Raw genomic sequence first — 16,500 nt, 5'->3', positions numbered from 1 at the left:
TTTTTATCAGTAAAACGTACTATTTTATAATATTCCTATGTTTTCTATAATTATCAATTTATTTTCACATTATATTTAATATCATATTTATATTGTAAAATTTATCGTATACAAATGTCTATATTATAAAAGCTCGTAGATGATATCTTAATAAAAAATTAATAACTCAAAACCAAATTACAATAATTTCTTTAAATACTTACCAGTATATGATTTATCACATTTACTTATTTGTTCTGGAGTTCCTGTTTTTACAATAGTTCCTCCTTTATCTCCACCCTCTGGACCTAAATCTATTAGATAATCAGCACATTTTATCATATCTATATTATGTTCAATAACAACAACTGTATTACCCGCATCAACTAATCTTTGTAATATTTCTATAAGTCTGTTAACATCATCTATATGTAAACCAGTTGTTGGTTCATCTAGAATATATAATGTTTTTCCTGTGCTTCTTTTTGAAAGTTCTGATGCAAGTTTAATTCTTTGCGCTTCTCCACCTGATAATTGAGTAGATGGTTGACCTAATCTAATATATCCTAATCCAACATCATTTAATGTTTTTAATTTATTTTTTATTCTTGGTATATTTTCAAAGAACTCTAATGCTTCTTCTACAGTCATATTTAAAACGTCATCTATATTTTTACCTTTGTATTTTACCTCTAAAGTTTCTCTATTATATCTTTTTCCTTTACATACTTCACAAGGTACATAAACATCTGATAAAAATTGCATTTCAATTTTTATTATTCCATCACCAGAACAAGCTTCACATCTTCCACCTTTAACATTAAAACTAAATCTTCCTTGCTTATAACCTCTCATTTTAGCTTCATTAGTTTGAGAAAATAATTCTCTTATTACATCAAAAGTTCCTGTATAAGTTGCAGGATTTGATCTTGGAGTTCTCCCTATTGGGCTTTGATCTATATCTATGATTTTATCTATATTTTCATAACCTAATATCTCTTTGTGGTTTCCTATTGGATTTTTGCTTTTATTTATTAATCTGTTTAATCCTTTATATAAGATTTCATTAACAAATGTACTTTTTCCTGACCCTGAAACTCCAGTTACTATTGTTAAAGTTTCTAAAGGAATTGATGCAGTTATATTCTTTAAATTATTTTCCTTTGCACCTATTACCTTTATTTCTTTTCCATTTCCTTTTCTTCTTTCCTTAGGAATTTCAACATACTTTTCACCTCTTAAATATTGACCTGTTATTGATTCTTTACATGATTTAATTTCATCTACAGTTCCTACTGCAACGACTTCTCCACCATGTTCTCCTGCTCTTGGTCCAATATCAACAATACAATCAGCTTCCATTATTGTATCTTCATCATGTTCAACTACAATAACTGTATTTCCTACATCTCTTAAATTTTTCAAGGTACTTATAAGTCTATCATTGTCTCTTTGATGCAAACCGATACTTGGTTCATCTAATATATATAAAACGCCCATAAGTGATGATCCAATTTGTGTTGCTAATCTTATTCTTTGAGATTCTCCGCCTGATAAAGTACCAGCTTTTCTTGATAAATTTAAATAATCTAATCCTACATCAAGTAAAAACTGAAGTCTATTTCTAATTTCTTTTACGACTTGTTCACTTATTATCTTATTTTTAGGTGAAAATTCTAAACTATTTAAAAATTCCAACTCTTCATTTATTGGCATTGTAGTAAATTCATATATATTTTTTTCACCTACCTTAACAGATAAGGCTTCTTTCTTCAACCTTGCTCCCTTACATTTAGGACAATAACTATCACTCATGTATTGTTCTATTTCATTCTTTATGTAATCTGAGTTAGTCTCTCTATATCTTCTTTTTAAAGAATTTATCTCTCCATCATAAGAATAATTATAAGTAGCTTTTACACCTTCTTTTACATAATCAACTTTGATTCTCTTTCCATCTGTACCATACAATAATAAATTCAATTCTTCTTTACTTAAATCTTTTATTGGTACATTAAGTCGTAAATCATATTCTCTTTCTAATGCCTTTAATATAGCAAATGTCCACGATTCTTCTTTTAGTCTACCTGCACCCCAACTTGCTACTGCGCCATCCATAATACTTAACTCTTTATTAGGTATAACTAAATCTTCATCAAATTCAAATAAAGTTCCTAAACCATCACAACAATCACATTTTCCAAAAGGTGAGTTAAAAGAAAATAGTCTTGGTGCTAATTCATCTATACTAATACTACAATCTGGACAAGCAAAATTTTCACTAAATAATATATCCTCTTTACCAACTACATTAGCTATAACTAAACCATCAGCAAGCTTTAATGCCATTTCTATAGAATCAGTAATTCTTTTTTCAATATCTTCCTTTATTACTATTCTATCTATAATAGCTTCAATATTATGTTTTTTATTTTTATCTAGTTTAACCTCTTCTTCAGTTAAATCATACATTTCTCCATCAATTCTAGCTCTTATAAAACCATTCTTTTTAATATTTTCTAATATCTTTTCATGAGTTCCTTTTCTTCCACGAACTATTGGAGCTAAAATTTGAATTTTAGTTTTATCCCCATAAGATATTATTTTATCCACTATTTGATCCACAGATTGTTTAGAAATTTCCTTACCACACTTAGGACAATGCGGAATGCCTACTCTTGCATATAGTAATCTTAAATAGTCATATATTTCTGTTATAGTTCCAACAGTAGATCTTGGATTTTTACTTGTAGTTTTTTGATCTATTGATATAGCTGGAGATAATCCTTCTATATATTCAACATCTGGCTTATCCATCTGTCCTAAAAATTGCCTAGCATAAGAAGATAGTGATTCAACATACCTTCTTTGCCCTTCTGCATATAATGTATCAAAAGCTAAAGAGGATTTCCCAGAGCCTGATAATCCTGTAAATACTATTAATTTATCTCTTGGTATCTCTAAACTCACATTTTTTAAATTATTAACTTTTGCACCTTTAATTATTATCTTATCATTCATCTTATCCCTCTTTTCTTTTTAATTCTTCTATCTTATCTCTTAACTGTGCTGCTCTTTCAAATTGAAGATTTTTAGCTGCAAGCTTCATTTCGTCTGTATATTCTTTTATAAGTTTCTTTATTTCTTTCTTAGTTAAAGATTTTGTTTCTTCAACGCCATATTCTGTTGATTCTTCTGCTACTTTAGTAGCCTCTATTACATCTCTAACCTCTTTATTAATTGTTTGTGGTATTATTCCGTGCTCTTCATTATACTGTGTTTGTATTTTTCTTCTTCTTTCAGTTTCACTAATGGCCTTTTTCATTGATTTTGTAATATTGTCTGCATACATTATTACTTTACTTTCTGAGTTTCTAGCGGCTCTTCCTATTGTTTGAATTAAAGAAGTTTCAGATCTTAAAAATCCTTCTTTATCGGCATCTAAAATTGCAACTAGTGCAACTTCTGGTATATCTAATCCTTCTCTTAAAAGATTTATTCCAACTAAAACATCGTATTCACCAAGTCTTAAGTCTCTAATAATTTTCATTCTTTCGATAGTGTCAATATCAGAATGCATATAAGTGGCTTTTACACCTAGTTCAATCATATATTTAGTTAAATCTTCTGCCATTCTTTTAGTTAATGTTGTAATTAATATTCTATATCCTCTTGATATTGTTTCCTGAATTTCTGTATATAAATCATCAATTTGACCTTTTACTGGTTTTATAACAATTTCAGGATCTAACAATCCAGTTGGTCTTATAACTTGCTCCGCTATAGACTGTGAATGATCTAATTCATATTGTGCTGGTGTTGCACTAACAAACATGACTTGATTTATCTTTTTTTCAAATTCTTCAAACTTTAGTGGTCTATTATCATAAGCACATGGTAATCTAAATCCATAATCAACTAACGTATTTTTTCTTGACCTATCTCCAGCATACATTGCTCTTACCTGAGGTAATGTAACATGACTTTCATCTATAAATAATAAAAAATCTTCTGGAAAATAATCTATTAATGTCTTTGGCGGTGTACCTGGTGCTCTTCCATCTAAAATTCTAGAATAATTTTCTATTCCGCTACAATAACCCATTTCTCTTATCATTTCTATATCAAAGTTTGTTCTTTGTCTTAATCTTTGAGCTTCTAATAACTTTTCTTGTGAATTCAATTCTCTAAGTCTATTTTCTAATTCATTCTCTATTTCACCTAATGATCTCTCTACAGTTTCTTTTGAAGTTGCAAAGTGAGATGCTGGGAAAATCGAAACATGATTTCTTTCCCCTATTATTGTTCCCGTTAACACATCAAATTCTCTTATCCTATCAATTTCATCACCAAAAAATTCTATTCTTATACCTTTACTAGAAGTTGATGATGGAATGATATCCAATAAGTCTCCTCTTACTCTAAATGTTCCTCTTGAAAAATCTATATCATTTCTTTCATATTGAATCTCTATGAGTTTTTTTATTATCTCATCTCTCTCTTTTTGCATTCCTTTTCTTAAACTTATAGTTAATTTTTTATATTCATCAGGATTACCAAGTCCATATATACAAGAAACTGATGCCACTATAATTACATCTCTTCTTTCAAAAAGTGCTGATGTAGCTGAATGCCTAAGCTTATCTATCTCATCATTTATAGATGCATCTTTTTCAATGAAAGTATCAGTTTGTGGTACATATGCTTCTGGTTGATAGTAGTCATAATAAGATACAAAGTACTCAACTATGTTTTCTGGAAAAAACTCTTTAAATTCAGAACATAATTGAGCTGCAAGAGTCTTATTATGAGCCAAAATTAGAGTTGGTCTTTGTAAATTTTCTATTATATTGGCCATAGTAAATGTCTTACCAGATCCAGTTACTCCTAATAAAGTTTGAAACTCATTACCTTGTTTTATTGACTTTAATATAGTATCAATAGCTTGTGGCTGATCCCCCATAGGTTTAAATTTTGAATGTATTTTAAATTCTCCCATAATTAACACCTCTTTTTTGCGAACAAACATTCGTATGCATTTTATTATATTTTACTTTTCATTATAACCTAAGTCAACATAAACTCATTCAATAATTCATCAACAAAGTTAATTCTCTACTTCTAATACTTGATTTTTAATTCTAACTTAAAGTATTCTAAATTATTAGTTTTTTCAATTTTTAAAGATTTTATAAATTATTAGGCTATGTTTTAAATACAGCCAATTATTAAAGAAAAAAGCCAGTAAATTCAATAAGAATTACTGACTTTATATTATATACTTTCTACTTTAAGCCAATGTTGATATTTTAATATAATTGCGATCTGACATTGGAATTACACTAAAATATCAACTGTTTTTCAACTTATAAAATAAAACTACTAGTGTTTTTCTTTTACATTTTTTAATATCTTAGAAAACTTATTTTCTTTTATACATATTTTATCTTTCTCTTTTATTGTTCTTGGAACTAAGAGCATACCAAGTCTCTTACCTTTACTAGTTTTAACTGGTATTTCTTTTATTATTCCACTTAAGTCTTTAATTTTAAAAGTAACATTGTAAAAATTTTCTTTTAAAATAATAAGTACATCTGCTTCAGAATTTACAACACTATTATTCACTGAGATTAACTTATTTCCTGGCTTTATTCCTAAATTATATGCTATACCTCTAGGAACAACCTCCAATACAACTAGTCCTTCTTCATCGCTAATGAATTTAGGCTTTTGTTTATTTTCGTTATCTCTTTGGATTTTTAACATCACTTCATGTGCAAGTGGAGCAAATATTATTGCTACTATTTCAAAACCAAGTCCAAATCTTGCAATTTGAGCTATTAAAGTTAAACATATTCCATAAAATAATATAGAAAGTCCTGAGTGAACAGCTTTTTCTTTTTTACTTTTTGTAAATGTAATTGATGAATAACCTATTACAGCATAAAATGGCATTATTGATATTGTGCTTAATGCTAATAATTTATTTGTTAAATTTCCACTTATAAATGGCCATCCTTTAGGTGTTGATATAGTTGTTGTTATGTAATTGCTTGTATCATTATTAGACAACGCTAATATTAATATTGCTATAGATAAAACCCAATATCTATTAAGAGAAAATCCACCTATTATCTTTCCATTTTTGTTACTAAAAATAGGAATAGAACCTCTATCTCCATCTATCATTACTAAAAAACCTTCAACAATATGTAATACACCTATAAATGTCATAAGATATATTATATCAATATTGAAAATTGTAGTACTCTTTAATGACGGAAATACATTTGATAATAGACTAATTGCTATACTTATAATTCCTAATATAGCTCCAGAATAAGAAAAACATATAAATCTTGGTTTTACAAACATTAAAATTATTGAAATCATAAATAAATATATTATACCTGAGTTTTCCCAAAATCTTATTCCTAATATGCTAAGTATAACACTGCCTATTGCACCTGCTATTATTCCTAATACAATTTGTGATAAAGTTAGTTCTAGAGGAGTGTTTATATTGTCCCCTAGAATTAATCTTTGCATCATAACCAAATTTCTATTTTTAAAATATAATATTATCCCTAAAAAGATTAGTACAATCATTAATCCTGGATTTACTATTGCACCAGCGACCCCTCTTAATGTATAAAATGTTAATTCCATATTAATCCCCCTAATTAAGCTTCTCAGTTATAAGCTGTAAAGCTTTATTAAATTGTGGATCTATATCTCTAGAATATTTTTCTTTAAATAAATCTTTAGGTATCTCCACATCATAATCAGGCGCTATGCCTTTTTTATGAATATTTTCTCCATTAGGGGTATAATATTTTGAAACTGTTACTTTAAGTCCACCTATATCATTTGAAAATCTAATAGGTTGTTGAACTATTCCTTTTCCAAATGTAGTTGTTCCAACAATTGTTGCTACTTTATAATCTCTTAACGCTCCTGTAACAACCTCTGAAGCACTAGCACTTCCTCCATCAACAAGTAATACTAATGGAAATCCTTCTGCTATTCCTCCAATAGATGGTGATTCAGCTTTATTATTATATTTATCAATAGTATATGTTATTATTTTTCCCTCTGGTATAAATTGAGATGCTACTCCAACAGCTTGTGAAAGCAATCCACCTGGATTTCCTCTTAAGTCCAATATTAAACCTTTCATCCCAGAATTCTTTAATTCATTTATCTTGTTTTTAAAATCGTCAGTAATATTTTCATCCATGAAAGATGTTAATTGTATATAACCAATAGATGAATCAATCATTTCTCCTTTTATTGATTCAACTTTTATAACATCCCTTGTTACATTTACATCAAATGGACTATTTTGACCTCTAGCAATAGTTAATTTTACTTCTGCTTTTTCTTTTCCACTAATCATAGATATTGCTTTATCAAGATCTGTTCCATCTAATTCAACATCATTTACTTTTTGTATTACATCACCAGATTGTAATCCTGCTGAAGCTGCTGGTGAGCCTTCAATAGGAGATATTATTGTTATTTGATCATTCTTTACCCCAACTTGAACTCCTATTCCCATAAAACTACCAGTAGTTTGTTCCATAAACTTACTAAACTCTTCTTTATTCATAAATACTGTATATGGATCTTCTAACGATGCTGTCATACCTTTAATAGCACCCTCTAGCAATGTATTATCATCTATCTCACCATCAAATTTTGATATTAAAGCTTCCCTTACTTGAAATAGCGCTGAATATTTATCTACATCTTTCATTTGTTTTAATTCACTTGAAACCTTTTGTGAAGCTGTAGTTAATAATATACCTTTAGTTGCTAAATAATTTCCTACAAATATGCATCCAGTTCCAATCACTAGTAACATAGCAGTACTTATGATTATTCGCCACGCCTTACTTATTCTAGACTTTTCTTCGTCTCTTCTTAAATCACTCACAGTTCTAGACTTCCTTTCGTATTCTGTGTTATAAAAATATTTCTAATATTTATATGTATTTTGTTTTTTTATTCTTAAAGGTTGTTAAATTTTAATTTTAACTACTATCTAAAACTTAGAAATCGTTATCCAACAATGTACAACCACAATATATTAAATCAATACCTATTTAATTATTTATATAGTTATTTGGGCTTATAGATATAATATAAAACATTTAAAAAAAATAATAAACCATTACTCTTTAATTATTTTACTTATTTATATTATTAGAATAAACAAAGTATTAATACTCTATTTATTCTAATAATTAAAAATATTTAAAGAATATTTGGTCCATTATTTTTATTTATAAGTTAATTTTATTCTTATTTATAAGAAATTATACTATTAAGAATTTTCTTAAAGCTGATGCACTAGCTATTCCACCAACTAAAATTCCACCAATTACAAATTCCAATAACATTACTTTTAAAACATATATAGGAGGAACAAGAGCGACAAACATCATCATTGATGCTATCCAACTAAACACTCCCTTATAAGCAAAGAATAACACTATACATGATAATGTAGAACCTAAAACTCCAATTACCATACCTTCTATTATAAAAGGCCATCTTATAAACCAATCAGTGGCTCCTACAAATTTCATTATTCCAACTTCTCTTCTTCTTGAATAAACTGTTAATTTAGTTGTATTCATTATTAAGAAAATAGATACTCCAACTAGAACTATAAATAATGCTCCACCAACTACATTTATACCTTTTACCAATTTTACAATTCCGTCAACAACCTTTTTTTGATTATCTATCTTTTCAATTCCTGTAAATCCATCTAAAGCTTGGCTTATATTTTCCGCATCTTCTGGTGATTCTAATTTTACGGTAAATGATGCTGGAAATGGATTATGTTCTAAAGTATATCCTTGTAATAATCCTTCATTTTCACTTGTTGTTTTTTGAACTTTCTTATATGCTTCTTCTTTTGATTGATATATAACATCTTTTACGCCATCTACTTCTCTTAATTTTAATTCTATTTCTCTTTGATCAATAAGTTTTATATCATCTTTAAGAAATATTTCAAGATCAACTTTATCTTTAACGCTACTAATAGCTTGGTTTACATTACCTGCTAATAATATAAATATTCCTAAAACAAAGAAAGTTATAAGTACTGTAAGTATTGAGGCAAAACTTATAGTTCTATTTCTTTTTAAACTAGTAAATGCATCTTTTATAAAATATGTAATTGTATTAATTCTCATCTTCGTACTTACCTCTCTTTTCGTCTCTTACTATTTCTCCTCTATCAATTGCTATAACTCTCTTTTTCATATAATCAACTATATCCTTTGCATGTGTTGCCATTAAGACAGTTGTTCCTGATTTATTTATATCATCTAATAATTCCATTATTTCTCTAGCTGTTTCTGGATCTAAGTTACCTGTTGGTTCGTCAGCTATTAAAACAGATGGATTATTTACTAATGCTCTTGCAAGTGAAACTCTTTGTTGCTCTCCACCAGATAATTCATTAGGAAACATTTTATATTTATGAGATAAACCTACTAATGATAATACCATAGGTACTCTTCTTCTTATTTCTCTTGGTGATGCTTCTACTACTCTCATAGCAAATGCAACATTTTCATATACATTTAAATTAGGTATAAGTCTAAAATCTTGAAACACCATACCTATTTTTCTTCTATAATAAGGTATTTGCTTTCTAGTTATAGCTGATAAATCCTTATTTCCTATTGTTATTTTCCCATTAGTTGGTTCTACTTCTTTTAATATCATCTTAATAAATGTTGACTTTCCTGATCCACTTGGTCCTACCAAGAAAACGAATTCGCCTGAATTTATTTCTATATTTACATCACTTAACGCTTTTACATTATTATCATAAATTTTCGATATATTTTTAAACTCAATCATATTAACTCTCCTTTGGATGAAATTATACAATTTCTCTGTAAAACTTACAAAATAATTATATCATAGAAGAGTTTTTAATGTTATACAAATTTCTTAAATATAAAAATTCTATTATATTTAATCCATTTGTATATCTTTAAAGCCTTCTCCCAAGACTTCATGCACTTCTCCAACTGCTATAAATGCCTTTGAATCTGTCTCCTGTATAAATCTTTTTAATTTTATAAACTGATTTCTACTTAATACAGCATACAAAACTGTTGAATTATCTCCAGTAAAACCGCCTATTCCTTTTAAAAAAGTACAGCCTCTACCTAATACATCCATTATATATTTGCTAATTTCATCATTTTTTTGACTAATAATTATTACTTGTTTACATATATTGAATCCTTCTATAAAGTTATCTACAAGAATTCCTAATATTATTACACTAAGCATTGAATATAGACCTATATCTATTCCAAATACTAAAGCTGCTGCAAACGTAATAATAAAATCTACTATAAGCAATGACTTTCCTATATCTAAATTTAAAAATTTATTTAACATTTTAGCTAATATATCAGTTCCTCCAGTAGATGAGTTTTGATTAAAAACTAATGCCATACCGAAAGCTGCTATTATTGTTCCAAATATTGTTGCTATTATAAGATCGTTTGTTATAGCAACTGGACTAAAGAATTTCTCTACAATCCACATTATTATTGATAATCCTAAACTTGCATATATTGTTTTAACCCCAAAATCGCCATTTATAAATATAAATGACAAAACTAATAATATAGTATTTAATATAAAAGTTATTCCTCCAACTGAAATATTAGGTGCAAATTCATTTATTATAATACCTATTCCAGTTATTCCACCACCAGCAAGTTTATTAGGTATAAAAAAATACTCATTTCCTAATGCAACTAGTATTATACCTATTGTCATTATTCCATATTCTCTTATTAAACTTCTCATAATCATTCCCCCTATTTATAAATATATATCTATATTTCCACTATTGCCTTTTATTATTCAAAGTATGTAATAACTCCTCTATATTTTCCCATTATTTTTTTACAATATCAATATTCTTTTTGCTAAATAAATTTCTACTTTACTATTTTAAATCTAATTTGACTATATCTAAAATTTTATACTTATTATTAAACATTTTTAGCCTAAAAAATCACATACTTTACTTATATCAAAGAAATAAAAATAAGGTAGCAATAAATAAAAATATTGCTACCTTAATAATTAAAATTAATTATCTCTTAATTGATACTGCTTTTTTAACTTTTTCAACTATTTTCTCAGTTGTTAATCCATATGCTTTTAATAATTGTTCTGGCTTTCCACTTTCACCAAATGTATCTTCAATTCCAACTTTTAATACTGGAACTGGCATTTCTTCACATAATACTTCTGATACAGCAGAACCTAATCCACCAATTATGCTATGTTCTTCAGCAGTAACAATAGCACCTGTTTCTTTTGCTGCTTTTATTAATAATTCTGAATCTATAGGTTTTATAGTATGAATATTAATAACTCTTGCATCTATTCCATCTTTAGCTAATTCTTCTTTAGCTTCTAATGCTAATTTAACCATTATTCCTGTTGCTACTATAGTAACATCATTTCCATTTGCTAATGTTACACCTTTTCCTATTTCAAACTTATAGTCAGCATTGTCATTTACATTTTCAACTGCTAATCTACCAAGTCTTACATAACAAGGTCCCTTATATTCTGATACAGCTAAAATAGCTGCTTCAGTTTCAATTGCATCTGCTGGATTTATTACTGTCATATTAGGGATACTTCTCATTAATGAAATATCTTCAACTGATTGATGAGATGCTCCATCTTCTCCTACTGTTAATCCTGCATGTGTTGCACAAACTTTAACATTAAGTTTTGGATAACAAATTGAATTTCTAATTTGTTCAAATGCTCTACCTGCTGCAAACATTGCAAATGTACTAACAAATGGAACTTTTCCACAAGTTGAAAGACCTGATGCAACTCCCATCATATTAGCTTCTGCTATTCCCATATTTATAAATCTTTCTGGTGCAGCTGCTTTAAAATCTGCTGTTTTAGTTGACTTTGATAAATCTGCATCTAATACTACAACATCTTTATTCATGTTTGAAAGTTTTACTAATGCTTTACCATAAGCTTCTCTAGTTGCTATTTTATTACCCATTAGTTTTCCCCTCCAATTTCTTTTAATGCTTGATCACGTTGTTCTACGCTTGGTGCTGCTCCATGCCATCCTGCTTGGTTTTCCATGAATGAAACACCCTTACCTTTTACTGTTTTACATACTATAACTGTTGGTTGTCCTTTTGTGTTTTTAGCTTTTTCGATTGCAGCTAAAATTTGATCATAATCATGACCATCTATTATTAAAGTATTCCATCCAAAAGCTTCAAATTTCTTATCAATTGGAGCTGGATTCATTACATCTGAAATATTTCCATCTATTTGTAGTCCATTATAATCTACAAATGCAGTTAAATTATCTAATTTATAGTGAGCTGCTGACATTGATGCTTCCCAAACTTGACCTTCTTCAAGTTCTCCATCACCTAATATAGTGTAAACTCTATAATTTTTATTATCTAATTTACCTGCTAATGCCATTCCAACAGCTGCTGAAATTCCTTGTCCTAATGAACCTGTTGACATATCAATTCCTGGTAAATCATTCATATTAGGATGTCCTTGTAATCTAGATCCTATCTTTCTTAAAGTATTTAATTCTTCTACATTAAAATAACCTTTTCTTGCTAATGCACTATATAAAGCTGGTGCAGCATGTCCTTTTGATAATACAAATCTATCTCTATCAGGATTCTTAGGATTTTTAGGATCTATGTTCATTTCATTAAAAAATAATACACTCATTATATCCGCTATTGATAAAGATCCACCCGGATGTCCTGATGCTGATTCAGTAAGCATAGTTACTATATCTTTTCTTATAAGCTTTGATATTTCTTGAAGCTTTTCTTTGTTATTATTCATACTATAATCCTCCTATGATTAAATTCCTCACCTAGAACATATTCTTTTCATTTTTCAACAGTTTTATTCTATCATGATTTATTATATTTGTATATATTAATAATTATATTGTATACGTTATTTTCTTATATTGTATACACTATTTATTAATATGCTATACTTTTTCCACTTCGATAACCCATAATAATTAATATATGCCATGAAATTTGTTTTTCATGGCATATACAACTTAAGGATTATCTTAAAAACAATATTTAAATTTGAAATTTTTTTATTGGCTCTGTTTTAAATATGTGTTGATATATACAGTAGGTAAAGTTCAATTACTCTATCCACTTTGCATATGCAGATATCAACACCCTACCTTAAAATATAATTTATGTATTTTAGATAATCGATTTATTATATAATGAGTTAAATGGTTATTAATTTAAATAGTGTTTAAAAATTTTATTAATTAGAATATACCTAAAGCTCCTAAAATAGCACCAGCACCTATAAGTATTCCCATTATTTTAATTGGAGAAACTCCTTTTTTAACCATTTGTAATACTATTAATGTCAAAGCAAACGGTATTAATCCTGGCATTAATTTATCTAAAAGATCTGTTTGTAAACTGAAATCAACTTCTCCCATATTAAAACTTATATTAGTTTTTAAATCAACAAATCTACCAACAAGACCACCCATTACAAGAGTACCAAGTACAGATGCAGTTTCAATTACTTTATTTATTTTTCCACCTTGTAATATTTGTTCCACAGCTTTTTTACCAAGGTTGTACCCACTCATCCATAAGCTAAATGATATACCACCCATTATAGCAAATTGTGATATTAAAAATATTATTGGTCCAGCAATATTTCCTGTATTAGTAATACCTATACATATTGCAAGCAAAATAGGTGTAATAATCCCTTGTGTTAATGTATCACCAACGCCTGCTAAAGGTCCCATCAATCCTGTTTTTATAGCATTAAATCCTTCATCACTTATTGGCTTACCATTAGATTTTTCTTCTTCCATAGCTATAGTTATACCATGAATTACAGATCCACAAATAGGTTCAGTATTAAAAAATGCTAAATGTCTTTGTACTGCTGATTTTCTATCCTCTTTATCTTTATATAACTTCTTTACTATTGGTAACATTGAATGTGCAAAGGATGTAGCTTGCATTCTTTCATAGTTATAATTTGATTGTGCAAACATAAACCATCTAATCCAAGATTTTATTACATCTCTTTTAGTTAAAGTTTTAATTTCATCATTTTCAACCGGCTTATTTGTAGGCATAACATTTAATTCTGACATATATAGTTCCTCCTCTCAAATTCCTTTTATGCATTAGAAGTAGAATTACTATTCTTTATAGCAGTTACAGTTAATGCGATTACCATTCCTATTATTGATATAATAACTATATCAAGCTTAAAGCAAACTGACATTATGATTCCTAATACAAAGAATGGCATTGTAAATGAGTTTCCTATTAATTTTAAGTTCATTGCAATACCTAATGCTGGTAACATTGCACCTATTACATTAAATACATGTAATACATTAGGACTTAGAACTTCTAATAGTCCTGATACTGCATTAGGTCCATAATATACAACTAATGCTGCAGGTATGAAGCTTAGTAAAAAAAGTGCTATTTGTGGCGGTATTACATTTATAAATCCGACGGCATCAATATTTCCTTTTTCAACTTCTTTATCTGCCCAGTGAACAAAGAATGAGTTGATTGTCATTTTTCCTATCCATAGAATTGTTGCAATAGTGCCAAGAGGAACTGCTATTGCCATTGCAGTTTCAATATCTAAATCTGAAATTATTGCAAGTGCAGTACCAACATATCCAGCAAAAGCAGGATCTCCCATTTGAGCTCCTCCTGCTGATATAAATCCTAAATAAATAACATTTATACCAGCTCCTATTAATGCACCTTCTAAAGGATGGCCTAATATTATTCCTGTTATAAATCCAGCTACTAAAGGTCTGTTAAATGTAAAGAATCCTGCATAAGTAAACCAAGGACTCCATGATATATAATAGAAAAATCCTATTAATACAGCTTGTAAAATTGTAACATTCATACTGATCCCTCCTATGTATAGTTAAAGTTTATTTGTTATATTTTATCTAATTGAATTTGCTTTGCATCAGGAACAATTTGTACAAAAACGTTTACACCTAATTCCTTAAGCTCTTTAAATGCTTCTTTTTCTTCATCTGAAACTGAAATATTCTTATAGAATTGTTTTCTACCTTGTTTTGCACCCATTCCTCCAAGATTCAATTCTTTTATTGCTACTCCAGCTTTTACAAGACTAAGAACAGGCATTGGAGTCTTAATTAAAACTATTACTCTTTCTCCGTCATCATCTTTATTTAAAGCATTAATAGCATCATTTACTCCGTATATTTCAACTTTAATTGAAGATGGTGCCGCTGATTTTAAAACCATTTCCATAAATGGATCTTGAGCTACTGCATCATCTACTACTATTATTTTAGTTGCCTTTGTAATTTTAGACCAAGCTGTTGCTACTTGACCATGTATTAATCTATCATCTATTCTTGTTAAAACAATATTTAACATATTTATCCTCTCCTTTTTAATTAATTACTCCTTTTTAATAATTCCATTTCTTTAAATAATTCTTTAATTCCTTTTGTTCCTGTTTCCACGCAATGATCAGTTAAATCATCTAAGTTATAAACTTCTCTCATTGTAATTGCTTCAAGTAATATTGGTAAATTAACACCTGTTATACATCTAAAATTAATACTTGATAATTTACTTGAATTTAGAGCAACTACATTATAAGGGCTCCCTCCCATAAGGTCTACTAATACTAAAACTCCATCACCATCTTCTAAAGATTGAACTGACTCCTTAACCTTATCACCTAACATTTCAACACTATCTCCATGTTGAAGTCCTAATGTTAATATTTTTTCTTGTTTTCCTACAATAAGTTCCGCACTCTTTACTATTTCTTCTGAAAATTTTCCATGAGTCACCAATAAAATTCCTATCATCTTGCCTTGACACCTCCTTAGTTTTTCTTATACTTATTTATTAAGCAAGTCCCTTGCCAAAAAATTAATATAATGTGTATCAAAAATAGTATTTTATAATAGATATCCCTTTAACCCCAGTATTGTTAACGTTTAAATAAACAAAAATCATATAATATTTCATAAAATAATTTTATTTAATGCTAAATAAATTAATTATATACATTTTAATTTAGTATCACCCTATGTGTATTAAATGTGTATTAAACGTGTATTAAAAAAAACTAAATGTAAATACACATTTAGTTTTTTATTTATATAAATACACATTTTTTTTACATTTCAGCTCTGTTTTAAATGTGTGTTGATATATGCAATAGGCCAAGTGGCATTGTAATTGGATTTTTAGAACCCTTAATAAGTATTGTCAAATTTACTGCTTGTCTCAATTTTATATTGGGAACAAGCTGAAATGGGACTATACTTATTTTAGTGTTGTTAAGTGAGAGTCGGAATTTTATATTTCGCTCCTCGAACTTACTCAGCGACTATCAGAAGTCGAGTTTCCTTTTTTT

At 28.2% G+C, this 16,500-nt stretch carries 13 protein-coding genes; all 13 read right to left on the bottom strand.

Annotation, left to right across the window (positions count from 1 at the left end; genetic code table 11):
• Positions 1-177 precede the first annotated feature (177 nt).
• Positions 178-3,000: an excinuclease ABC subunit UvrA gene (gene uvrA, locus RGC78_RS00695; protein ID WP_252211631.1), complete on the bottom strand. Its 2,823-nt coding sequence runs from the start codon at positions 2,998-3,000 to the stop codon at positions 178-180.
• A 1-nt stretch (position 3,001) separates the two neighbouring features.
• On the bottom strand, positions 3,002-4,978 hold the full coding sequence (uvrB, locus tag RGC78_RS00690; protein WP_252223984.1) for an excinuclease ABC subunit UvrB: 1,977 nt from the start codon (positions 4,976-4,978) through the stop codon (positions 3,002-3,004).
• Between the two features lie 383 nt (positions 4,979-5,361).
• Positions 5,362-6,648, bottom strand: coding sequence for a PDZ domain-containing protein (locus RGC78_RS00685; RefSeq protein ID WP_252211629.1), 1,287 nt, complete (start codon positions 6,646-6,648; stop codon positions 5,362-5,364).
• Between the two features lie 10 nt (positions 6,649-6,658).
• Positions 6,659-7,918: a S41 family peptidase gene (locus RGC78_RS00680; RefSeq protein WP_252223979.1), complete on the bottom strand. Its 1,260-nt coding sequence runs from the start codon at positions 7,916-7,918 to the stop codon at positions 6,659-6,661.
• A gap of 382 nt (positions 7,919-8,300) precedes the next feature.
• Positions 8,301-9,191 (bottom strand): permease-like cell division protein FtsX, encoded by an 891-nt coding sequence (ftsX, locus tag RGC78_RS00675; protein WP_252211627.1) that lies wholly within the window; start codon positions 9,189-9,191, stop codon positions 8,301-8,303.
• Complete coding sequence (gene ftsE / locus RGC78_RS00670) at positions 9,181-9,867, bottom strand: cell division ATP-binding protein FtsE (protein WP_252211626.1); 687 nt, start codon at positions 9,865-9,867, stop codon at positions 9,181-9,183. The genes ftsX and ftsE overlap by 11 nt, the downstream gene beginning before the upstream one ends.
• Positions 9,868-9,984: 117 nt before the next feature.
• A complete protein-coding gene (locus RGC78_RS00665; RefSeq protein WP_252211625.1) occupies positions 9,985-10,836 on the bottom strand; it encodes a YitT family protein in 852 nt (283 codons plus the stop codon).
• Between the two features lie 292 nt (positions 10,837-11,128).
• Entirely contained in the window at positions 11,129-12,073 is a 945-nt protein-coding gene (locus RGC78_RS00660; RefSeq protein ID WP_252211624.1) for a transketolase family protein, read from the bottom strand.
• Positions 12,073-12,897 (bottom strand): transketolase, encoded by an 825-nt coding sequence (locus RGC78_RS00655; protein ID WP_309555747.1) that lies wholly within the window; start codon positions 12,895-12,897, stop codon positions 12,073-12,075. Before RGC78_RS00655 ends, RGC78_RS00660 begins: the two co-directional genes overlap by 1 nt.
• Before the next feature lie 457 nt (positions 12,898-13,354).
• A complete protein-coding gene (locus RGC78_RS00650; RefSeq protein WP_252211622.1) occupies positions 13,355-14,212 on the bottom strand; it encodes a PTS system mannose/fructose/sorbose family transporter subunit IID in 858 nt (285 codons plus the stop codon).
• Positions 14,213-14,238: 26 nt separating this feature from the next.
• A complete protein-coding gene (locus RGC78_RS00645) occupies positions 14,239-14,997 on the bottom strand; it encodes a PTS mannose/fructose/sorbose/N-acetylgalactosamine transporter subunit IIC (RefSeq protein ID WP_252211621.1) in 759 nt (252 codons plus the stop codon).
• A 35-nt stretch (positions 14,998-15,032) separates the two neighbouring features.
• A complete protein-coding gene (locus RGC78_RS00640) occupies positions 15,033-15,503 on the bottom strand; it encodes a PTS sugar transporter subunit IIB (protein ID WP_252211620.1) in 471 nt (156 codons plus the stop codon).
• A 20-nt stretch (positions 15,504-15,523) separates the two neighbouring features.
• Positions 15,524-15,946: a PTS sugar transporter subunit IIA gene (locus tag RGC78_RS00635; protein ID WP_252223976.1), complete on the bottom strand. Its 423-nt coding sequence runs from the start codon at positions 15,944-15,946 to the stop codon at positions 15,524-15,526.
• Positions 15,947-16,500: the final 554 nt, after the last annotated feature.

Source organism: Clostridium aquiflavi (genome assembly GCF_031344075.1).
Lineage (GTDB): Bacteria > Bacillota > Clostridia > Clostridiales > Clostridiaceae > Clostridium > Clostridium aquiflavi.
The sequence above is the reverse complement of the archived record's forward strand: the minus strand, read 5'-3'. Positions and strand labels throughout refer to the sequence as shown.